Source organism: Sphingopyxis sp. (assembly GCF_035686825.1).
Classification (GTDB): Bacteria; Pseudomonadota; Alphaproteobacteria; order Sphingomonadales; family Sphingomonadaceae; genus Sphingopyxis.
On record NZ_DASRYZ010000005.1, the window covers coordinates 445437 to 467292 of the forward strand.

A 21856-nucleotide genomic window follows, 5' to 3' on the forward strand; every position below is an offset into this window, starting at 1 on the left:
AGTCTCTCCCTATTCCGTGACCGGCTGAGCCGCCGGCTCCGCTTTTCGCTTCAGGAACTTCGGCTGCCAGTCCGCCCCGAGAACGACCTTTGCGATCGCTGGGAGAACAAGCAGCGTCAGGATGGTCGCCGCGATGAGGCCGCCGATGACGGTCGTCGCGAGCGGCTTCTGCACTTCGGCACCCGTGCCGGTCGCAATCGCCATCGGCACGAAGCCGATTGCGGGCACGAAGCCGGTCATGATCACCGCGCGCATCTTCTCGGTCATGCCCTCGCGGATGGCCTCCGCGAGCGGGACGTCATTCTCGAGCCGCTCTCGGATCGCCGTCATGACGACGAGACCGTTGAGCACCGCGACGCCGGCAAGGCAGATGAAGCCCACTGCCGCAGAGACCGAGAAGTTGATGCCCGTAAGCGCGAGCGTGAACACGCCGCCAGCGAGCCCAAGCGGCACCGCGAGGAACACGGCGGTCGCGCGTCCGAAGGTGCCGAGTGCCATGTAGAGCAGGATGAAGATGCCTGCGAAGCAGAGCGGCACCACGATCGAGAGCCGCTTCGACGCCGCCTGCAAGCTTTCGAACTGGCCACCCCATTCGAGGTAATAGCCAGCCGGAAGCTTCACATTGGCGATCTTCGCCTGCGCTTCGGCCACGAAGGAGCCGGCATCGCGGCCCTCGAGGTTCACCTGCACGACGACGCGCCGCTTGCCATTTTCGCGGCTGATCTGGTTGAGCCCTTCGGTCAGCCGGATCTGCGCCACCTGAGCGAGCGGCACTTGTCCGCGGATGCCGCCTTCCGAGGGAAGGAGAACAGGCAGCGCGCGGATGTCGTCGAGATTGACGCGGGTCGCATCGGGCACGCGCACGGTGATGTCGAACCGGCGATCGCCCTCGTAAAGGAGACCCGATTCCCGCCCACCGAGTGCGGCCGACACGGTGTCGGCCACCTCCTGCACCGACAGGCCGTAGCGTGCGATCGCATTGCGATCGAGCTGCACGTCCAGCATGGGAGCGCCGCCGACTTGGTCAGCCTTGACGCTGCCCGCACCCGGGATGCCCTGGAGCACCTTCACCATCTCGTTCGCGGCGAGCGACATCTTGTCAAGGTCGTCGCCGTAAAGCTTGATGGCGACGTCGCCGCGGACACCCGCGATCAGTTCGTTGAAGCGAAGTTCAATCGGCTGGCTTACTTCATAGAGCTGGCCGAGTTGGCCGCCAGCGGCCTTCTCGATCCGCTCGACGACATCGGCCTTGGAGTCGACGCCCGCCGGCCATTGATCCTGCGGCTTCAGGATCACGAAGCCGTCCGAGATGTTCGGCGGCATCGGATCGGTCGCTACCTCCGCCGTACCCGTCTTCGAGAACATCAACTCGACTTCGGGCAGCTTCGAGATGGCCGTCTCGACGTTTCGCTGCATGGCGAGAGACTGTTCGAGACTCACCGACGGAACGCGAGTGGAAGCGAGGGCCATATTCTTTTCGTCGAGCTGCGGAATGAATTCCGAGCCGAGCAGTCCGAACGCCGGGATGGCGAGGAGGAAGAAGGCGAAACCACCGGCGATGAAAGCCCAGGGCTTGGCGATCGCCTTGTCGAGCAGCGGCAGATAACGCTCCTTCGACTTGCGGATTGCCCAGACTTCCTTCTCCGCGACCTTGCCGCGGATCATCAGCGCGACGAGCGCCGGGACAAGCGTGATCGCGAGAATGAAGGCGGCGACGAGCGCGAGCATGATGGTGATGGCCATCGGCGAGAAGGTCTTGCCCTCGACGCCCGTGAACATCAGCAGCGGTGCGAAGGCGAGCAGGATGATCGCCTGGCCGAAGACAGTCGGTTTGATCATCTCCTGACTGGCGCGCATCGTCTCTTCGAGACGTTCGCGAAGGTCGAGCAATCTCCCTTCATGTTCCTGCCGGTGCGCCAATCTGGCCAAGCAGTTCTCGATGATGATCACCGCGCCGTCGACGATCAGACCGAAGTCGAGCGCGCCGAGGCTCATCAGGTTACCGGGGACCCGGAACGCGTTCATGCCCATCGCCATCATCAGGAAGGAGAAGGGGATGACGAGCACCGCGATGATCGCCGCGCGCCAGTTGCCGAGCAGGAAGAAGAGCGCGGCCGCCACGAGCAGCGCGCCTTCGGTGAGGTTCTTCTCGACCGTTCCGACCGTTGCATTGACGAGGCTGGCACGGTCGAGCACCACCTTCACTTCGACGCCGGGCGGCAGGGTCTTCGACACTTGCGCGATTTTCGCCGAGACGTCTTCGGCGACGGTGCGGCTGTTCTGGCCGATCAGCATGAGCACGGTGCCGATCACGGCCTCCTTGCCGTTCATGCTGCCCGCACCGGTTCGAAGATCGCCGCCAATTTTCACATTGGCGAGCTGTCCGACGGTGACGGGAACCCCGCCGCGCGTCGCGACAACGGCGTTGCGGATTTCATCGACCGAACGCACGCGCGCGTCGACACGCACGAGATAGGCTTCGCCCGCCCGGTTATAATAGTTGGCGCCGACTGCGAGATTGGCCCGTTCGAGCGCCTCGCCAAGTTCACTGTAGGAAATGCCGTAGCTGGTGAGGCGGGTCGGATCGGGTTCGACGACGAAGGTCTTGGCGTAACCGCCGATCGAGTCGACGCCAGCCACGCCGCCAACCGACTTCAGCTGCGGGCTCACGATCCAGTCCTGGACCGTGCGCAGATACCCCGATTTAGCGATTTCGTCGGTTAGGATATCGCCCTCGGGGGTCAGATAGCTGCCATCCGGCTGCCAGCCGGGCTGACCAGCGACCTTCTTCGCGCCCTTGCCGTCTGGGTTCTTGTAGCCGACGGTGTACATGACGACTTCGCCAAGACCCGTCGTCACCGGCCCGATTTGCGGCTGCACGCCGTCGGGCAGATTTTCGCCCGCCTGAAGCAGGCGTTCACCCACCTGCTGGCGCGCGAAATAGAGATCGGTCTCGTCGGTGAAAATCGCCGTCACCTGGCTGAAGCCGTTGCGCGAGATCGAGCGTGTTGTCTCGAGCCCCGGAATGCCTGCCAGCGAGATTTCGATCGGGTAGGTTACGAGCTTCTCGATTTCGACCGGCGAAAGGCGCGGGTCGATCGTGTTGATTTGCACCTGCTTGTTGGTGATGTCGGGAACCGCGTCGATCGGCAGCTTGGTGAGCTGCCAGACGCCGAGGCCCGCGATCACGAGGAAGAGGAAGAGCACCGCCCAGCGCGCGCGGACGGATAGCGCTATCAGTTTCGCGATCACGGTTTATTCCTCCTCGCCCGCGCCCTTGCCGAGTTCGGCCTTGAGCAGGAAAGCGTTCTTGGTCGCGACGATCTGGCCCGGCTTCAGCCCGGAGAGGATTTCGACACGGCCCGCGCTGCGCTGGCCGACGGTGACCTGCTGCGCCCGGAAGCCGTCCTTCGTGCGGACGAACACCACGTCGCGGCCTTCGAGCGTCTGGAGGGCTTCGTCGGCGATCACGATCCGGGCCGGCCCACCGGTTTCGGCGCCGCGGCTCGGGAGCAACCGCACCCGGACCGCAAGGCCCGGCTGGAGCGCCCCGGGTACGTCGAGCACGGCGGTTGCCGAGCGCGTATCGCCGGACAGGCCGGGGGTCACAGCCCGCACGCGGGCATCGATCGTGCGTCCGTCGGGAAGTTCGATGATCGCACGGTCTCCGGGCGAGAGCCGCTGTGCATCGGCCGGGCCGACGGCCGCCTCGATCTGCACCTTGCTGGGATCGGCAACGCGGAACAATTCGGTTTCGGGCTGAACGAAGGCGCCAAGGCTGGCGTTCTCGGCCGTGATCCGTCCCGAGATCGGGCTTGCCACGATGACGCTGCTGCCATCGCGCGTGACCTGCGCGGCGCTCGCTGCGGCACGCGCGCGCTGCGCTTCGGCCGCGGCGGCCGCGGCTTCGGCTTGCGCCTGCTCATAGTCGACGCGCGCCGACACCTTCTGGTCGAACAGGGTCTTCTCGCGGTGGAGATTTTTCTGCGCGAGCGTCGAGCGCGCATCGGCGGCAATCCGTTCGGCCGCAATCTGGGCGGCGTCGCGGCTTTGCACGATCGCGATCGTCTCACCGGCGCTGACCGGATCGCCGAGCCGCTTGAAGAGACGGGTGACCGCGCCGCCCGCGCGGGCGGTGACGATCGCCTCGCCGCTCGGCGCGGCGGTAACGGTCGCTTGCGAGATGATTTCCGAACCGAGTCCGCCGGCGCCGATCGTCTCGACGCCGATCTCGGCGGCCTTGATCGCTTCGGGCGTGATGGCGAGGCTGCTCGGAAGAGCTTCGCTCGCCGCTTCCTTTTCGCCGTCGGCAGCCGGTGCGGCGGCCGGGTCGGCGGTGCAGCGGGCAACGCCGAAGCCCGTGACGGCGGCGAGTATCATGGCGCCCGCGACAGTGCCGAGGAGACGCTTGTCCTTGGTGATCATATTCTATCTCCGCTGTTGATGCGGTTCGCGCGCCGACCGGCGGCGCACCCCTGTTGACTTGGAAGGACGATGGCGAAGGCGCCTCCGTCCACTGGAAGGCTCGGCGCGCTCATGGCTGATGATCCGCATCGCCGTCGGCGGCTGCCTGGCGCGAGAGGATGGCGCGGGCTTCGGCCCGGGCCTGGCGCGCCGCGATCAGCTCGGCCTGCGTTGCCGCATAGGCTTGCTGCGCGTCGATATATTCGACGAGCGAGGACTTGCCGGCGCGGTAGCTGAGTTCGGCGAGCCGGACGCCCTCGCGCGCCTGCTCGATGCCGCTGCCCTCAAGCGCCGCGAGGCGGGCCTCTGCGGCTTCGAGTTCGGCCTGCGCATTGGCGATCTCCGCCTGAGCGTTGACCACCGCATTCTCGCGCCGCGCAATGGCGGCGGCGACATCGGACTTGGCTGCCGAGATGTTGCCGCGGTTGCGATCGAAGACGGGGAGCGGCACGGAGACGTTGGCGATCAATGCGCGATCGCCGGTGTCGCGAAGCTGACGCACCCCGAAGCCGACCGACGGATCGAGCCGGCCATCGGCGCGCTGCCCCTGGAGCCGCGCTTCGGCAATCAGCTTCTCGGTTTCTGCCAAGCGAACGTCGAGCGTCGCAAGCGAGTCCACCGTCTCCGGTGCCACCCACATATCGCCTTCCATCAACTCGGCAGGCGGGACCGAGCTTCCGAGGAGCGCCGCGAGCGAACGCCGGGCGGTTCTTTCTTCGGCCTCGGCCGTGCGCAGCTCGGCGGTGGCCTGAACGAGAGCCGCGTTGGCGCGGAACGCGCGGAGCGGCGGCTCGTTGCCGGTATCGACCATGGCCTGTGCCACGCGAACGAGTTCACGGGCACGCGCTTCATTTTCGCGTGCGAGCGCGAGGCTATCGCGCGCCGCAAGAGCGGTCGCGAACTGGTTGCGGACATCGAGCGCAAGATCTGCGCGTGCAATCTCCAACCTGTACTTCGCTGCCAGAAACTCGGCGTCGGCGAGCGTCATGCGCGCCCGGCGCCGGCCCCCGATATCGAGGCGCTGGTTTACCGAAACGGTCGTCTCGAGACCGTTCAGGCCCGAATAGGGGCCGGTGCCTGCGAAATTCTCGACATCGACATTGAGCGTCGGATTGTAGCGATAGCCCGCCTGACGCTGGCGACCGCGCGCGGCCTCCACTTCGGCTTCGGCGGCAACCACGCGCGGCGATCGGGCGTCGGCTTCCTCCATCGCCTGTGCGAGGGACAATCGAGCGGGAAGCGGGCCGGTACGCACGGCCTCGCCTGCGGAAGAAGGCGGTCCCACCAGCTCCGTCGCTGCCGACTGGGCAGCGGCGGGCGCGGAATTTGCGCCTGCAACGAGCGCCACGAGACTCGCGGCGACAACTATGGATTTCATGAAAAAGAGACTCCTGACGTTTCCAGGGAGAAGCGCACGCGAAGGGCGCGCGCAGACCTAAAGCGTCAGGCGATTGGAGGGCGGAACGTCCCGATATAGGCGACGGGCGGCAAGGCGGCCGTCAGGATGCGCGTGTGCGCTTCAGGAGCAGGGGTTTCGGTCGCTGCCGACAGCGTTTCCGCCGGGACGCCCGAATGGTGACCATGGCAACCATGAGCGGCGGCTGGCACCTGCTGTTTTTCGCCGGGAGAGGATTTTTTCTTGTCGACTTCGGCGCTTTCGATCGCCGGTGCGGAAACGCAGCCGGCCTCGATCGCCGCGACAAAAAGGCTCGCTTCGGCCCGATCCTCGGTCGCATGTGCGAGCGACCCCGCAACCGTTCCGGATGCAAGGAGAAGGGTCAGGAGGAAGAGGATCACCCGTCGCATTGAAACCGGCCCCTAGCATCGAAACGGCGCGGTGAAAAGTAGAAGATTTTCAATCAACTTCGGCGGCACTCTTCGAACCCCCGAACCGGCTCCGTAATATTATCTCATGGAGGTAAGGGAGCAGTGCATCTTGCCCCTCTATAGTTGCAGAAGCGTCTAAAGAAACAGGATATCCGCCGAACAATCGCGCGTTAAGCACAATAATTCTACGATTGTCTTTTGCTGTTATTTCTATCGTTTCGCTATTGGCTGCCGCCTCCTTTGTTCGGGACGACATTCGAGCGATATGCTTCCCGTGAGACGAGGGCGTAAATCGGAAGCCGAGCGGCACAGCGTCCCGCCGGAACATCAGGGCTTGACCCTGTATCTACTACAGGGTGCAAAAGCCTGCCCTGCACAAAAAGGGGGAATGGACATGGTGCCGCCGACAGTAAATCCCGTGAGCATGGCCGTCATCGAGCCGCTGCTGCGCGATCAATATCGCCTGTTTTGCGAATCACGCCGAATCGGAGATGAAGCCGCTGCGTGGCAGGCGCTGGAATGGGAACATATATTGAGCCAGCCCTATATGGGCGCGCATCTCGCCTCCCACTGGCACATGCTTCGCTATGCGATCGAGCTCGGCGATGCCCGTGAAGCTGCCGGTCAGGCGATGCGGTTCCTGCTCGTCCCGCTCGGTTCGCTGACCGGTCGCCTCCCCGCGGGCAACAATGGCCGCGCGCGGGTGAGCGCCTTCGAGCCGATGCCAATGCCGAACGCCCTGGAAGCGCTGATCGAAGCGGCCCGATCGAGGGAGAGCGGCGCTGCGCGAACCGATTGATCCGGTTTTGGACTTCCGGAACAGGGCATTCGCTGTTAGGGGCGCGACCATGTCCGGCGCTCCCCTTCGCCTGTTGCTTGTGTTCATCCTGCTGCTCAGCGGGCTCCACAATGCTGCGCCGGCGATGGCGGGCATGACGCACCATGCGACGGATTCGCATCTTTCGCACCATGTCGAGCCGGGCCATGCGTCGGACAAGGACACGCAAAAAGGTCAGCAGGACGCCGACCTCCACGGCAGTCACCATAATTGCCCGGTCGCATCCGATCAGGCCCTTTCGGGTCATGACGATCTGTCCTGTTTTTCCGGCGGCCTGCACTTTGCGCTGCCCGCGACGCGCCTCGCTTCGCGCGCGCTCGCACCTCCCCTGAACCCTCCCCTCGCCTGAACGACGCCTGCCGCGCGGCTCCTTTTCGGCCTGCGCTCAGTCGAACCGTTCAGGAGTGATCATTCATGCATATCCATATGCGCGCCGCCCTGTTGGCCGGGGCTGCGCTGCTGGCGGGGTCCGTTTGGGCCCAGCCGCTAACGCTCAACCAGGCGGTCGAGCGGGCCATCGCTGCATCGCCCGAGCTTAGAGCCGGCGAAGCGGGGGTCGACGCCGCGCGCGCCGACCAGCTGCAAGCCCGCGTCCGTCCCAATCCGACCGTGTCGGTCGACATGGAAAATGGCGTCGGAACGGGCGGCTATGGCCTGTTCCGGCAATCGGAACTCACCGTCACCTATTCGCAGCCGCTCGAACGCGGGGGCAAGCGCGAGGCACGGATGGCGCTTGCCGAGCGCGGCGTCGTACTCGCCGAGGCGCAGTGGCGGCTCGTCCGGCTCGACATCGCCCAGGAAGTGCAGCGCGCCTATATCGACGTCCAGATCGCCGAGCAGATGGTCTGGATCGCAGAGGATCGCGTCAAACTCGAAAAGGAGATGCGGACCGAAGCGATCCGGCGCGTGCGCGGCTACAAGGATCCGCTCTTCGTCGAGACGCGCGCCGATGCCCGCATTCTCGAAGCCGAGCTGGCCCTGAAGGAAGCCCAGGCGAAGCGGCAATCCGCACGCGCGTTGCTCACCTCCTTCTGGGGCGGCACGCCTGACAGCCTCGTTATCGCCGAGGGGATCGAGAAACCCGATCCGCGCGATCCGCCGCTTGCCGAAGCCGACGCGGCGGTCTTCGACGCCGCCGTCGACCGGGCCCGCGCGCAGGTCGTCGTCGAGCAAAGCCGCGCGCACCAGGACTATACGGTCTCGGGCGGCACCCGCTTCCTTCGCGAGACCAACGATGTCGCCGTTCTCGGCGGCATCTCCATCCCGCTCGGACGGTTCGACCGCAACCAGGGCAATATCGCCCGGGCGCAGGCCGAACGGCGGCAGCTCGAGTTCCAATCCGAAGCGAGCCGGCTCGAGCGGCTGCGGCGCCTCGCGTCGCTGCGCGCCGACGCCGACGCCGCACGCGTCCGGGCCGAGGGCATCATGAACGACGTCTATCCCAAGGCGGTGAAGACGCTCGGCCAGGTGCGCGAAGGCTATGCCCGCGGCGGGTTCCTGTTCGCCGACGTACAGGATGCCGCCGACGTCATCATCCAGATCCAGGGTCAGTGGGCCGAGGCCATGACGCGCTTCCGCGATTTGCTCGCGGAGATCGATCGCCTGACCGGCCGCTTCGATGCGGCCCCCCTTGCGGAGAATATTCCATGAAGAAGTTTCCATTTCCCGCCGCGGCTGCGGCGCTGTTCCTTGCCGTGCCTCTCGCTGCCTGCGGCGGCGGAGCCGAGGGCGAAGACAAGCATGAAGAAGGCGAAAGCCACGCCGAGGGCGAAGGCGAGGAAGATGCCAAAGGCCCGAACGGTGGCAAATTGCTCAAGAATGGCGATTTCGCGGTCGAGGTCACGATCTTCGAGAATGGCACCGAGCCGCAATTCCGCGTCTTCGCGACGCGGGACGGCAAGCCGGTCGACCCCAAGGATGTCCAGCTCGCCATCACGCTCACGCGGCTTGGCGGCGACGTCGATCGCTTCACCTTCCGCCCGCAGGGCAAATTCCTCGCAGGGCAAGGTGTCGTCACCGAACCGCACAGCTTCGATGTCGAGGTCGTTGCGGTGACGGGCGGCAAGCGGCACGTCTGGAAATATGCGAACCCCGAAGGCCGCACGCGGATCGCGGCTGACGCCGCCAAGGCCGGGGGCATCGAAACCGCGGTCGTCGGACCGGCGACGGTGGGCGAAATGCGCGAACTCTACGGCACCGTCCAATTGTCACCGACCGCCCGCTCCGAAATTCGCGGCCAATTCCCCGGCCGCGTCGTCTCGGTGACCAAGGCGGTGGGTGACAGCGTCCGGCGCGGAGAGCTTCTCGCGCGCATCGAGTCGAGCGAGAGCCTCCAGGTCTATCCGGTATATGCGACGGTCGGCGGCGTGGTTGCCGAGCGCAACGCCAACCCCGGCGACGTCACCGACGGGCGCGCGCTCTATGTGGTCACCGACCCGGCGCAGACCACGGTCGTCTTCAACATCTTCCCCCGCGACCTCGCGATTATCCGTCCGGGTATGCGGGTGACGGTGGAGACGCAGGACGGCGCCGAAATCGCGACCGCGCCGCTCGGGCAGTTCCTGCCCGACGGCAATGTCGAGGCGGGCACCGCGCTCATCCGCGCGACGATCCCCAACCGTTCGGGAACGCTCCGCCCGGGCATGGCCTTGCGCGGCCGCGTGATGGTCAACCCCGTCACTGTGCCGCTCGCCGTGCGCACCGAGGCGATCCAGCCCTTCCGCGACTTCAAGGTGGTCTATGCCAATTTCGGGCAGGATTATGAGGTCCGGATGCTGAAGCTCGGTCGTTCGTCGCCCAAATGGACCGAGGTCCTGTCGGGCATCAAGCCCGGCACCGCCTATGTCACCAAGGGCAGTTTCCTCGTTCGCGCCGACATCGAAAAGTCCGGCGCGGGCCACGACCATTGATCGGGGAGCAGGATAACATGCTAGCCAGAACCATAGGCTTTTCGATCCGGCAACGATGGCTCGTCCTCGCGGTCGTCGCGCTCCTCTGCGCGATCGGCGCGTGGAGCGCGACCAAATTGCCCATCGACGCCGTTCCCGACATCACCAACGTCCAGGTCCAGATCAACACCAAGGCGGAAGGCTATTCGCCGCTCGAGTCCGAGCAGCGCATCACCTATCCGATCGAGACCGCGATCGCGGGCATCCCGAACCTCAACTATACGAGATCGATCTCGCGCTATGGCCTCAGCCAGGTCACCGTTGTCTTCGAGGACGGCACCGACATCTATTTTGCGCGCCAGCAGGTCAACGAGCGGCTCCAGGCCGCGCGCGGCCAGCTTCCGCCCGGGATGGAGCCCGAAATGGGGCCGATCTCGACGGGTCTCGGCGAAATCTTCATGTTCTCGATCGAGGCCGAACCGGGCGCGCGAAAACCCGACGGCACGCCTTATACGGCGGAAGACCTCCGGACGATGTCCGACTGGGTCATCCGGCCGCAGATGCGCACGATTCCGGGGGTCGCCGAGATCAACACGATCGGCGGCTACGCCCGCCAATATCATGTGACACCCAACCCGGCCTCGCTCGCCTCGCTCAATCTCTCGCTCAACGATGTTGTCACCGCAATCGAGGCCAATAATGCCAATCGCGGCGCCGGTTATGTCGAGCGCAGCGGCGAACAGATTCTGATCCGCGTGCCGGGTCAGGCCAATAATGAGCGCGACCTGTCGCAGATCATCGTCACCACTCGCGGCGGGGTTCCGATCCGGATCTCCGACGTCGCCGATGTCGCGATCGGTTCGGGGCTCCGCACAGGCGCCGCGACGGAAAATGGCAAGGAAGTCGTCCTTGCCACGGTCTCGATGCTGATCGGCGAGAATCCGCGCGTGGTGGCGCAGGCCTCGGCCGAACGTCTCGTCGAGGCTTCGCGTGCGTTGCCGAAGGGCGTCGTTGCCAAGCCGCTCTACGATCGCACCGCGCTCGTAGAGCGGACGATCTCGACGGTGCAGAAAAACCTCGCCGAGGGCGCGCTGCTCGTCATCGTGATCCTGTTCCTGCTGCTCGGCAATTTCCGGGCGGCGCTGATCACGGCGGCTGTCATTCCGGTCGCGATGCTGATGACGCTGACGGGCATGCTCCAGACGCGGACATCGGCAAACCTCATGAGCCTCGGGGCGCTCGACTTCGGCCTCATCGTCGACGGGGCCGTCATCATCGTCGAGAACTGCCTCCGCCGGCTCGGCGAGGCCCAGCACAGGCTCGGGCGCCTACTCGATCGCGGCGAACGCTTCGGTCTCGTCGCCTCGGCGAGCGCAGAGGTGATCAAGCCGAGCATCTTCGGCATCATCATCATCACTGCGGTCTATCTGCCGATCTTCGCGCTCGAGGGCGTCGAGGGCAAAACCTTCCATCCGATGGCGATCACCGTCGTCCTAGCGCTTACCGCCGCTCTGCTGCTGTCGCTCACGCTGGTTCCGGCCGCGGTGGCGCTGTTCGTGACCGGCAAGGTCGAGGAGAAGGAAAATTGGCTGATGCGCGGTCTCGGCAAGGGCTATCGCCCGATGCTCGACCGCGTCCTCAATTGGCCGAAGGCTGCGCTGGCTGGTGCTTTGGCGCTTGTCGCGCTGAGCGGCGTGGCGGCGACCAGTCTCGGGTCCGAGTTCATCCCGGACCTCGACGAAGGCGATATCGCGATGCACGCGATGCGCATTCCGGGGACGAGCCTCACCCAGTCGATCGCGATGCAGGAGGCGCTGGAGAAGAGGATCAGGCAGTTCCCCGAAGTCGAGCGGGTGTTCGCGAAGATCGGCACGCCCGAGGTGGCGACCGATCCGATGCCGCCATCGGTCGCCGACAATTTCATCATGCTCAAGGACCGGAAGGAATGGCCCAATCCGAGAAAGACGCGCGACCAGCTCGTTGCCGAACTCAACAAGGCGGTGAACGAGGTGCCGGGGAACAATTATGAGTTCACCCAGCCGGTGAAGATGCGCATGAACGAGCTGATCGCCGGCGTTCGCGCCGACGTGGCGATCAAACTGTTCGGCGACGATCTCGATCAATTGCTCGAATCGGGGCAGGCGATCGAGGAAGTTGCCGGCGGAATTGCGGGCGCGCAGGACGTGAAGCTCGAACAGGTCACCGGCCTGCCGATGCTCTCGGTCACGCCCGACCGCGACAAGCTCGCGCGCTACGGCGTCAGCATGGAAACGGTGCAGGATGCGGTTTCGACCGCGACCGGCGGCCGCCAGGCGGGCGAGCTTTTCGAGGGTGACCGCCGCTTCGACGTGATCGTCCGGCTTCCCGAGGCCATTCGCACCGATCTCGCGTCGCTCGGCAATCTCCCTGTCGCGCTTCCGGCTGGCGGCTTCGTGCCGCTTTCCGAGCTGGCGGAGATTTCGCTCGCGGCGGGGCCGAACCAGATCAGCCGCGAAAATGGCAAGCGCCGCGCGGTGATCACGGCGAATGTTCGTGGGCGCGATCTGGGTTCGTTCATCGACGAGCTCACGCAAAAGGTCGAAGCTGAGGTCGTGCTGCCCGATGGCTACTACATCGAATATGGCGGCACGTTCGAACAGCTTCAGTCCGCAACCGAGCGCCTCCAGATCGTCGTGCCGCTGGTGCTGCTGCTGATCTTCGGCCTGCTGTTCATGCTGTTCGGCACGGTGCGCGATGCGGCGATTGTCTTCTCGGGCGTGCCGCTGGCGCTGACGGGAGGGGTGGCGGCGCTGGCGCTGCGCGACATTCCGCTCTCGATCTCGGCGGGCGTCGGCTTCATCGCGCTCTCGGGGGTCGCGGTGCTCAACGGCGTGGTGATGCTCTCCTTCATCAAGGATCTGCGCGAACGCGGAAAAGCGCTCGTCGAGGCGATCCGCGAAGGCGCTCTGACCCGCCTCAGACCGGTGATGATGACCGCGCTGGTGGCGTCGCTCGGGTTCGTACCGATGGCGCTCAATGTCGGGGCTGGGTCCGAGGTGCAGCGGCCGCTGGCGACTGTCGTCATCGGCGGGATCATCTCGTCGACGATCCTGACGCTCCTGGTGCTGCCTGCGCTCTACCTCCTGGTCCATCGACGGACCGCGAAGGCCGAAGAGGAAGAGTTGGCGCGTCCGAGCGGCGTGCCCAGCCCCGCAGGCTGAGACCCTCCCGGATGGCTGCCATTCCCCCCTGTCGGCGGCAACCGGGAGTGCTGACTGGGGCGGAACCCAAGCGGGTTCCGCCTCCTTTTAGGGATGGTGAGGATGGAGGAGCTTGCAATGAATGAAAAAGCATCCGGGAGCGAACGCGAAAAGCGAACGCTCCAGATCGTTCTCGTCCTGAACGCGGCTATCGCGATCGCCTTCCTCGTGACGGGCGGGCTCGGTGATTCAAGCGCGCTCATCGCCAATGGGCTCGACAATCTGTCCGACGCCGCGGTCTATGCCTTGAGCCTCGTTGCGCTCAGCCACGGCCTGAAATGGAAAACCCGTGCTGCCACGGCATCGGGCGTCATGCTGCTGGTCTTCGCGGCCGGCGTCCTGTTCGATGTGGGACGCCGCTATTTCGAAGGCAGCGAACCGATCGGTCCGACGATGATGATCATGTCGGCGGTCGCTGCGGTGGCGAACTATGCTTGCCTGAAGCTCTTGCAACGCATTCAGGATCCGGACGTCAACCTCAGAGCCGCGACAACCTTCAGCTACAACGACTTCATCTCGAACGGCGGCATCCTGATCGCGGGTGTCCTTGTCTGGTGGCTCGGCACGAATTGGCCAGACCTTCTGGTTGGATTTGCGACCGCGCTGATCGCGATCAAGGGCGGGATCGAAATTCTTCGCGATGCTCGCGCCGAGACTAAGAAGTCGCCCGTCTAATCGGGTTTTCCCGATGCGATTTGACAGAATGAAACACATCGGATAATTCCGATGCATGAACGTTGACACCGCGCTTCCCGCTCTCGCCGCCCTCGCTCATCCGACGCGTCTCGAGGCCTTCCGTTTGCTCGTCCGGCATGAGCCGGAAGGCCTGTCGACCGGGGAGCTTGTTGACGCATCGGGTCTCACGCAGAGCACCTTCTCGACGCATCTCGCCGTGCTCGCCAAAGCCGGTCTCGTAAAGTCCGAGAAGCTTGGGCGGCAGCAGATACAGCGAGCCGATATCGACACGCTCCGCGAACTGATGCTCTTCCTTGCGAAGGACTGTTGCCAAGGCCGCCCCGAGCTATGCGAGCCGCTGCTTGCCGAACTCACCTGCTGCTGAAGGAACCAGCCGCGTGACCGACATCGTCATCTACCACAATCCCGACTGCGGCACCTCGCGCAACACGCTCGCGCTGATCCGGAATGCCGGGATCGAACCGCACGTCGTCGAATATTTGAAGACCCCGCCGTCGCGAGCCTTGCTCGAACAGCTGATCGAACGCGCGGGCATCGCGCCACGCGACCTGCTTCGCGAAAAAGGCACGCCTTATGCGGACCGCGGCCTCGGCGACCCCGGCCTCGGCGATAGCGAACTCGTCGATGCGATGATGGCGCATCCCATCCTCATCAACCGCCCGCTTGTCGTATCACCGCTGGGGGTCAGGCTCTGCCGCCCGTCCGAGGCTGTGCTCGATATTCTTCCCGCGCCGCAGCTCGGCGCCTTCGCCAAGGAGGATGGCGAACAGGTCGTCGACGCCGACGGCCATCGCGTCCAGGCCTGAGGAGAGCATCATGTCCTCTGCCGCGAAGCAGGAACGCCTGTCGTTCCTCGACCGCTATCTGACCCTCTGGATCTTTCTCGCGATGGCCTTCGGCGTCGCACTCGGATCGCTTTTCAAGGGACTTCCCGCCGCTATCGACGCGATTTCGATCGGGACGACGAATATCCCGATCGCGATTGGCCTGATCCTGATGATGTACCCTCCGCTCGCGCGCGTGCGCTACAACGAGCTCCCGCGCGTGTTCGAGGACAAGCGCGTCCTTGCGATTTCGCTCATCCAGAACTGGATCATCGGACCGGCGCTGATGTTCGCGCTCGCGGTCCTCTTTCTATCGGACAAGCCCGAATATATGACGGGCCTGATCCTGATCGGCCTCGCGCGCTGCATCGCGATGGTGATCATCTGGAACCAGCTCGCGAAAGGCGACAATCAATATGTCGCCGCGCTCGTCGCCTTCAACTCGATCTTCCAGATCCTCTTCTTCAGCGTTTACGCCTGGTTCTTCCTCGCCGTGCTGCCGCCGCTCTTCGGCCTCGAGGGCAGCGTGATCGACGTGAGTTTCTGGACGATTGCCGAGGCGGTTCTCATCTATCTCGGCATCCCGTTCCTAGCCGGATACCTCACGCGGCGATTTCTCGCGCGCGCCAAGGGAGACGAGTGGTACGAGGCACGCTTCCTACCGAAGATCGGTCCAATCACGCTCGTCGCGCTGCTCTTCACCATCGTCGCGATGTTCAGCCTCAAGGGCGGCGAGATCGTCACCATTCCCGGCGACGTCGTCCGGATTGCCATCCCGCTCACCATCTATTTCGTGGTGCAGTTCCTCATCAGCTTCTGGATGGGCAAGCTTATCGAAGCCGATTATCCGCGCACGACCGCGGTCGCCTTCACCGCCGCGGGCAATAATTTCGAACTTGCGATCGCTGTCGCCATCGCCGCCTTTGGTCTCGCCTCGCCGGTGGCCTTTGCCGCCGTGATCGGCCCGCTCGTCGAGGTTCCCGTCCTCATTCTGCTCGTCGGCGTTGCATTCCGCCTCGGCCGCCGCTGGTTTCCCGCAACCGTTCCTTCAAAAGTCTGAGTAACATGACAGTACAAACCTACGGTCGCCTGCGCACGCTTGGCGATCCCGATCATCTTCCCGCGCTCAGCCCCGAATATCTTCACGCGCGGCCCGCGCTCGGCCTCGGGCCGCTCGATCCTGCCCCGCGCATCCTCCTCCTTTACGGAAGCTTGCGAGAAAGGTCCTACTCGCGGCTCGTCGTGGAAGAGACGGCGCGCCTGCTCCGGCTCTTCGGCTGCGAGACGCGCATCTTCGACCCGTCCGATCTCCCGCTTCCCGATCAGGTCGCCGACGACGATCATCCCGCGGTCGAGGAACTCAGACAGCATTCGATCTGGTCCGAAGGCCAGGTCTGGTGCAGCCCCGAGCGCCATGGCCAGATCACCGGCATCATGAAGGCGCAGGTCGATCATCTTCCCCTCGCCTATAAGGGTCTTCGTCCCACGCAGGGCCGGACCCTCGCGGTGATGCAGGTGTCGGCAGGATCGCAATCGTTCAACAGCGTCAACACGCTGCGCATCCTCGGCCGCTGGATGCGGATGATCACCATTCCCAACCAGTCGAGCGTCGCCAAAGCCTATCAGGAATTCGACGAATCGGGGCGCATGATCCGGTCGAGCTATTATGATCGCATCGTCGATGTCGCCGAGGAACTGGTGCGATTCACCGTGCTCACGCGCGTCCATGCCGACCAGCTCGTCGATCGCTATTCGGAACGGAAGGATCGGAAAGAGCCGGTCATCACGCCCGCCGAGCTCGCCAAACTACCCGGAGCCTAGCCGCCTCGTTGCAAACCTTCCGCTATCCGGCGTCGCGCAATTTTTATTTCCGAACGCTTGGAAAAGACCGAGGCCAACCTGTATAGACGGGTTATGGATTTTCCCTCTCGCACCTCGGGCAACGGGTCCCGGCCTTCAAACCAGTCCACACCGGCGCGGCGCCCCAGCCCCGATGAGAAGGAGAACCAGCCTCCCCGCCGCTATGCCGCAATCAAGCAGAGCATTTGCGATGCCGTGCGCGACGGTCAACTGAAACCGGGCGATCGCGTGCCATCCGAGGCCGAACTCGTCGAGCAATTCGATGTCTCGCGAATGACCGCGAACCGGGCGCTTCGCGAGCTTCAGGCCGCGGGTGTCCTCGTCCGCCGGGCTGGCAGCGGTTCTTTCGTCGCGGAACCGAAGCCGATCGGCCAGATGATCGAAATACGGAATATCGCCGAGGAAATCCGCGATCGCGGCCATGTCTATCGCGCCCGCGTTGTCCAGAATGACGAGATACGGGCAAACGCTGAAACCGCGGCCCTTCTTCAGGTTCCGGTCGGCACGAAGTTGTTCCACTCGATCATCGTGCATCACGAAGCCGAGTTCCCGATTCAGCTCGAGGAGCGTTTCGTGCTGGCGTCGGCCGCGCCCGACTATGGCAAGATCGACTTCACGCAAATGACGCCGAACGAATATCTGACGCGCACGGCACCGTTGGAGCGGGTCGAGCATCGCGTTCGCGCCGAAGTGCCCGACGCGCAGACTCACAGCATGTTGGGCCTGTCGGATGGCGAACCGGTACTGCGGATGACCCGTCGGACCTGGAGCCACTCGCGGCTCGTCAGCCACGCATGGCTGACGCATCCGGGCTCGCGCTTCGAACTGTCGGCCGCCTTCTCGATCGACGACTGACCGCGGGCGCGTCAGGCTGTGCGGCGGATCACGACGGGCTTGCGGCGGCGCCGCAGCCAGCGAAAATCGGCGCGACTGAAGCTCTTGAACAAAAGGTAGAAGCCGGTCCCGGACAACCAGAGCACCCCGAACGCGACGAAAATGATCAACGGGTGATTGAAGCTCTTCCGGTTCACATAGTCCATATTGTGAAGCATCCAGAAGAAGTCCCACGTTCGCCACGTGTCGCCGCGCATGACAAGAAAACGCGCGGTGTCGAGCGAGACATAGGCGCTGCTGTTCTCGGCATCGGCGAAATCGACGCGCCACATGGCACCCTCATGATCGCGCGATTCGAGGTTCGGCTTGGCGATCACGCTCACCTCCCGGATCGGCGCCTCGTTCATCATCGACGCGACTTCGCGCGCCATGGCTTCATCGACGCGAATAGTCTCGCCGCTCGTCGCATCGACGAGGCGGACGCCCTTCGCGGAGCGCACCTCGTAGACCGGCCGGGTTCCGAGATCGCGGAGTATTACGCCGGTGACGGGCTCGCCCCGCGGCAAGGCCGCAACGTCGAAATATTCCCCCGGAGGCAGCGGATGCCCGTGCGACATGCCGCCGCCGTGGCCGCCGACCTTGTCCTTGTCGAGAAGGGCCATCACCGAGCCGCTGAGCGCCCAGAGCAGGAACTGGAGCCCGAGGATCAGGCCGACCCATTTGTGGATGCGCCGGAAGAAAAGCGGCGTCAGGCGGATCTTCTTCATGCCTGCTTCCTCTTGCGGCGTTTGAAGGACCAGATCAGCAACCACGCACCGGTCAGCGCCATCGCAAAGGCGCTCCAGGTCGCGACGCGGAGCAACGGGTTGTTGACGTCCGTGCGCTCATCATAGTCCATGATGTGGAGCATCCACGCGAAGTCGAACACGCGCCACAATGCGTGGCGGCGCGAGATAAGCTCACCGGTCGTCGGCGACAGATAGAGCGTCGGGCGGTTCCAGCCTTCGAACTCGACCTGCCAATAGGGTGGCTTGCGCGCCTGCATTTCCTGAGGTGCCTCGGTCAAAAGTCGCACTGAGACGATCTTGCCGTCACCGGTGTAGAGGCGCCGTGCCTGTTCTCGGACCTGGGACTCGGTCAGGGCAGGCAGCGGCGCACCCGAACGCGCGTCGAACAAGCGCGCGCCTTCAGGAGTCTCGGCGCGCCAGACCGGTTGGCCAGAAAAGCGCTGGAGACGGATTTCGGACACCCCCGGCGTGGCCGCGACGACCTTCGACGGCGCTGCGAGGCCGTCGAGGTCGAAGGGCTGGGCCACCGGGGAGCGCACCAGATGATCGCCGTGGATGGTGTCAATGTGAACGACCACCATGTAGAAGCCGGTCAACGTCCAGAGCAAAGCCTGGACGCCCACGACCAGCGCCAGCCATTTATGCGTTCGCCGAACGAGCAGCGGCCAACGTATCGCCATCTCCCAATTCCTCAGAAGGCGGTGCGGAAGCCGACATAGAAGCGCCGGCCGAGCAGGTCGTAGGTCATCGTGTCGGTGTTCGCATCGGTGAAGCTCTGGATGTACGGCGCCTTGCGATCGAAGAGGTTGTCGACCCCGAATTGGAAGCGGGTCTTCTCGTCGATCTCAAAGGCGAGCTGGAGATTATGATAGAAGACGTTCGGCGTGCGATAACCGATTTCGCCGGGCGACGCATTGAAGTCGGTCGCCTTGCCGATCCACTGGGTCGACCAGGTCGCGCTGATGCCGTCCTTCTCGGCGGTCAGTACGCCATAGCCGCGCCACTTCGAATAGCCGCCGTTGCCGCCGCCGATGAAGCCGTCGAAATCGATCGGCGCGCCGCCCGGGAAGGGCAGGACGACATATTTATTGAGATAGGTGAGATTGACGTCGAGCGAGATGTTCACACTGCCGATGCCACCCGCGTAAACGAGACCGAGATCGAGCCCGTTCATTTCCTCGCGGCCGGTGTTGATCGGCTGCGCGGAGAGGAATGTCACTTCGCCGGTCAGCGGGCTGCGCGTGAAATCATCGCAGAAGGGATGCGACAGGTTCGTACTCGCGTAGCAGATCGACAGCTTCGTGGACCCCGGAATCGCGCGGATCGCGTCCTTGATCTTGATATCGAACCAGTCGGCGGTGAGCGACAGGCCGGGGACCAGCCCCTTCGGCGAGATCACGGTGCCGACCGTCCAGGTGGTCGAGCTTTCGGGCTGGAGATTCTCGTTCCCGCCCACCGTGGTGAGGATCGTGGTGCCGAGCTGGACATAGTTGGCGGGCACGCCCGATGCCTGGCAGTTCGCGATCAGCGTCGCATTGCCGCTGGTCGCGTAGCGCGAGCAAGGATCGGTCGTCGTCAGATTGCCCTCCGACACACCCCCGAACAGTTCGGGGACGTTCGGAATGCGGAAACCGGTGCCGTAGGTCCCGCGCAGGCGGAAGCTGTCATTGATGACCCAGTCAACGCTACCCTTGTAGTTCCAGTCGCTGCCGAACAGGTCGTAGTTCGAGTAGCGAACCGCACCATCGAGCGTAAGCGACTGGAAGAAGGGCTTGTCGGCGAGGATCGGCACCGACAGTTCGAGATAGGCTTCCTTGGCGATGCTCGTTCCCGAAATCGGGCTTTGCTGGTTGGTGTTGGCGATGCCGAGCACGGTCAGCGGATCGGGATCGCGCCAGCCCTTCTCCTTGCGATAGACGACGCCCGCCGCGAAGGAGACGGGCCCTGCGGGCAGCTTGAACAGGTCGCCGTTGATGTCTGCCGTGACCGTCGCCAGTTCGTTACCGCCACGATCGCGCGAGGTGAACAGGATATAGTCGAGAACTTCGGGCGTCAGGTCGCCGAACCCCAGATAGTCGGCGCAGGGAATCGAAGCCCCCGCCGCGAGGCTGCACTTGGTCGTATCGAGCGTGTTGCCGACGCGCTCGAGGTTGGCGATGTTGGTCGAACCATCGACCGCGGTGTTACGCCCGAACGCGCCCGCGACTTCCCATCCCCAATTGTTCGACAGCTTGCCGCGGAGGCCGAAGGTGCCCTGCCAGGTATCGGTTTCCTGGAAGAACTGACGCGGGCCGGGCTCGGCGAGGCGGCGCTGGATGAGGACGATATTCTGTCCGGTCGGGTTGGTCGGATTGCTCGCCGCGATCGACAGGTTGCGCAGCGTTCCCGGCGTCGCGATCTGGTTCGATTTGCGGAAGGTGTAGAGGAACTCGCCAAACGTCTCGATATTGTCGGTCAGGTCATAATCGGCGAAGAAGGCCGTGCTGACACGCTCGACCGGGCTGACCGCGTTCAGGAACGGGTTCGAGTTGAAGTTGTGCTTCGCAGCGCTGTACGGCTCGAAGAAATTGCCGTTGCCGCCCGGCACCTGGTTGAAGTTGATCTGCTGACCGTTGGGCAGCACCGCACGCCCACCGATGGTCGAAGCGCTGTTGACGCAGCTCAGCGATCCCGGCGTCGTTTCCGCGAGCGAACAGGGCGCTCGCGAGGCCATGTTGACGGCCTTCGTCTTCTGGTAGGTGACGGCTGCCATGAAGCCGCCACGGTCGTTGCGGATACCCCAGAGGAGATCGGCGGTGAAATCCGACCCATCGCCCTTTTCGGTGATCCCCTGCCGGACGCTGAGGCCGAGGCCTTCATAGTCGGTGCGCGTTACAAGGTTGACGACACCCGCCATCGCATCGGCGCCATAGATCGCCGAGGCGCCGTCCTTCAGCACATCGGTGCGCGCGAGTGCGGCGACCGGGATCATGTTGAGGTCGGGCGACGAGTTCGCCCCGGTGCCACCCGCGACGAGACGGCGGCCGTTGAGCAGCACAAGGGTGCGCTTGATACCGAGGCCGCGCAGGTTCACCTGCGCCGTCCCATAGCCATTGTTCGCCCAATAGGCCGAGGTCTGGTTGCCCGCGAAACCGGCGTTGGCCGGCAGGCGCTGCAGCACCGTCTCGATATTGACGACACCGGTATTTTCTATCTGTTCGGCGGATACCACCGTCGCAGGCCCCACGCCCGCGAGGTCCTGGCGACGAATGCGCGAGCCGGTCACGACGATGTCCGATCCGTTCGGAGCATCCTCCGCAGCGGGTGACTGCGTCGCTGCATCGCTCTGCGCGAGCGCTGGCGTTGCAAAGGTGGCGACCGCTGCGGCGCTCGCGAGCAAAATTGTCCTGGTCATCATAGCGAAACCCCCTGATGGTTAGCTGATTCCCCTCAGAGAGCATCAAATGTATATACAGGTCAATAGGAATTTATTGAATCATATCAATTAGTTATGAAGGAAATTCCGGGCGCATGATACCTATTAGATACGCACCCCAAAGCTCTACCCCTCATCGATTTTGAAATTTTTTTGCTGGCCCGAGCCTATTGGCGCAAGGAG

The 21856-nt window shown here is 64.2% G+C and carries 18 protein-coding genes; 11 read left to right on the forward strand and 7 right to left on the reverse strand.

The window, feature by feature from the left end; genetic code table 11:
- Positions 1–9: 9 nt before the first annotated feature.
- The 4 genes from VFG17_RS13145 to VFG17_RS13160 all read right to left on the reverse strand — a co-directional run bounded on the left by VFG17_RS13145 (position 10) and on the right by VFG17_RS13160 (position 6270).
- Complete coding sequence (locus VFG17_RS13145; protein WP_095388885.1) at positions 10–3252, reverse strand: efflux RND transporter permease subunit; 3243 nt, start codon at positions 3250–3252, stop codon at positions 10–12.
- A 3-nt stretch (positions 3253–3255) separates the two neighbouring features.
- Positions 3256–4425, reverse strand: a complete 1170-nt coding sequence (locus VFG17_RS13150) for an efflux RND transporter periplasmic adaptor subunit (protein ID WP_095388886.1) — start codon at positions 4423–4425, stop codon at positions 3256–3258.
- Between the two features lie 109 nt (positions 4426–4534).
- Positions 4535–5842, reverse strand: coding sequence for a TolC family protein (locus VFG17_RS13155; RefSeq protein WP_215352598.1), 1308 nt, complete (start codon positions 5840–5842; stop codon positions 4535–4537).
- A gap of 65 nt (positions 5843–5907) precedes the next feature.
- Positions 5908–6270 carry a hypothetical protein gene (locus VFG17_RS13160; protein WP_054731791.1) on the reverse strand — a complete coding sequence of 121 codons (363 nt, stop codon included), beginning with the start codon at positions 6268–6270 and terminating at the stop codon, positions 5908–5910.
- Positions 6271–6625: 355 nt separating this feature from the next.
- On the opposite strand from VFG17_RS13160, the gene VFG17_RS13165 reads away from it, so the two are divergent.
- From VFG17_RS13165 to hutC, 11 genes are all read left to right on the forward strand, one after another.
- Entirely contained in the window at positions 6626–7090 is a 465-nt protein-coding gene (locus tag VFG17_RS13165; protein ID WP_325029877.1) for a DUF3703 domain-containing protein, read from the forward strand.
- Positions 7091–7139: 49 nt separating this feature from the next.
- Positions 7140–7478: a hypothetical protein gene (locus VFG17_RS13170; RefSeq protein ID WP_058802268.1), complete on the forward strand. Its 339-nt coding sequence runs from the start codon at positions 7140–7142 to the stop codon at positions 7476–7478.
- 65 nt (positions 7479–7543) lie between these two features.
- Entirely contained in the window at positions 7544–8779 is a 1236-nt protein-coding gene (locus VFG17_RS13175; protein WP_095388889.1) for a TolC family protein, read from the forward strand.
- The gene (locus tag VFG17_RS13180) at positions 8776–10038 is read left to right on the forward strand and encodes an efflux RND transporter periplasmic adaptor subunit (RefSeq protein WP_095388890.1); all 1263 of its coding nucleotides are present in this window, start codon (positions 8776–8778) and stop codon (positions 10036–10038) included. Before VFG17_RS13175 ends, VFG17_RS13180 begins: the two co-directional genes overlap by 4 nt.
- Before the next feature lie 17 nt (positions 10039–10055).
- On the forward strand, positions 10056–13217 hold the full coding sequence (locus VFG17_RS13185) for an efflux RND transporter permease subunit (protein WP_095389076.1): 3162 nt from the start codon (positions 10056–10058) through the stop codon (positions 13215–13217).
- 117 nt (positions 13218–13334) lie between these two features.
- A complete protein-coding gene (locus VFG17_RS13190; protein ID WP_095388891.1) occupies positions 13335–13931 on the forward strand; it encodes a cation transporter in 597 nt (198 codons plus the stop codon).
- Between the two features lie 55 nt (positions 13932–13986).
- Positions 13987–14316 (forward strand): ArsR/SmtB family transcription factor, encoded by a 330-nt coding sequence (locus VFG17_RS13195; protein ID WP_095388892.1) that lies wholly within the window; start codon positions 13987–13989, stop codon positions 14314–14316.
- Positions 14317–14329: 13 nt separating this feature from the next.
- Complete coding sequence (gene arsC, locus VFG17_RS13200) at positions 14330–14758, forward strand: arsenate reductase (glutaredoxin) (RefSeq protein ID WP_095388893.1); 429 nt, start codon at positions 14330–14332, stop codon at positions 14756–14758.
- Positions 14759–14768: 10 nt separating this feature from the next.
- A complete protein-coding gene (arsB, locus tag VFG17_RS13205) occupies positions 14769–15836 on the forward strand; it encodes an ACR3 family arsenite efflux transporter (RefSeq protein ID WP_095388894.1) in 1068 nt (355 codons plus the stop codon).
- 5 nt (positions 15837–15841) lie between these two features.
- The gene (gene arsH, locus VFG17_RS13210) at positions 15842–16597 is read left to right on the forward strand and encodes an arsenical resistance protein ArsH (RefSeq protein ID WP_095388895.1); all 756 of its coding nucleotides are present in this window, start codon (positions 15842–15844) and stop codon (positions 16595–16597) included.
- Between the two features lie 93 nt (positions 16598–16690).
- The gene (gene hutC / locus VFG17_RS13215) at positions 16691–17491 is read left to right on the forward strand and encodes a histidine utilization repressor (RefSeq protein WP_095388896.1); all 801 of its coding nucleotides are present in this window, start codon (positions 16691–16693) and stop codon (positions 17489–17491) included.
- An 11-nt stretch (positions 17492–17502) separates the two neighbouring features.
- Here hutC and VFG17_RS13220 read toward each other — a convergent pair whose 3' ends face one another.
- From VFG17_RS13220 to VFG17_RS13230, 3 genes are read right to left on the reverse strand one after another with little or no spacing between them, the layout of a single operon-like run.
- On the reverse strand, positions 17503–18237 hold the full coding sequence (locus tag VFG17_RS13220; protein ID WP_095388897.1) for a PepSY domain-containing protein: 735 nt from the start codon (positions 18235–18237) through the stop codon (positions 17503–17505).
- Positions 18234–18938 carry a PepSY domain-containing protein gene (locus tag VFG17_RS13225; protein WP_095388898.1) on the reverse strand — a complete coding sequence of 235 codons (705 nt, stop codon included), beginning with the start codon at positions 18936–18938 and terminating at the stop codon, positions 18234–18236. Before VFG17_RS13225 ends, VFG17_RS13220 begins: the two co-directional genes overlap by 4 nt.
- Positions 18939–18949: 11 nt before the next feature.
- Positions 18950–21655, reverse strand: a complete 2706-nt coding sequence (locus VFG17_RS13230; protein WP_095388899.1) for a TonB-dependent receptor domain-containing protein — start codon at positions 21653–21655, stop codon at positions 18950–18952.
- Positions 21656–21856 lie beyond the last annotated feature (201 nt).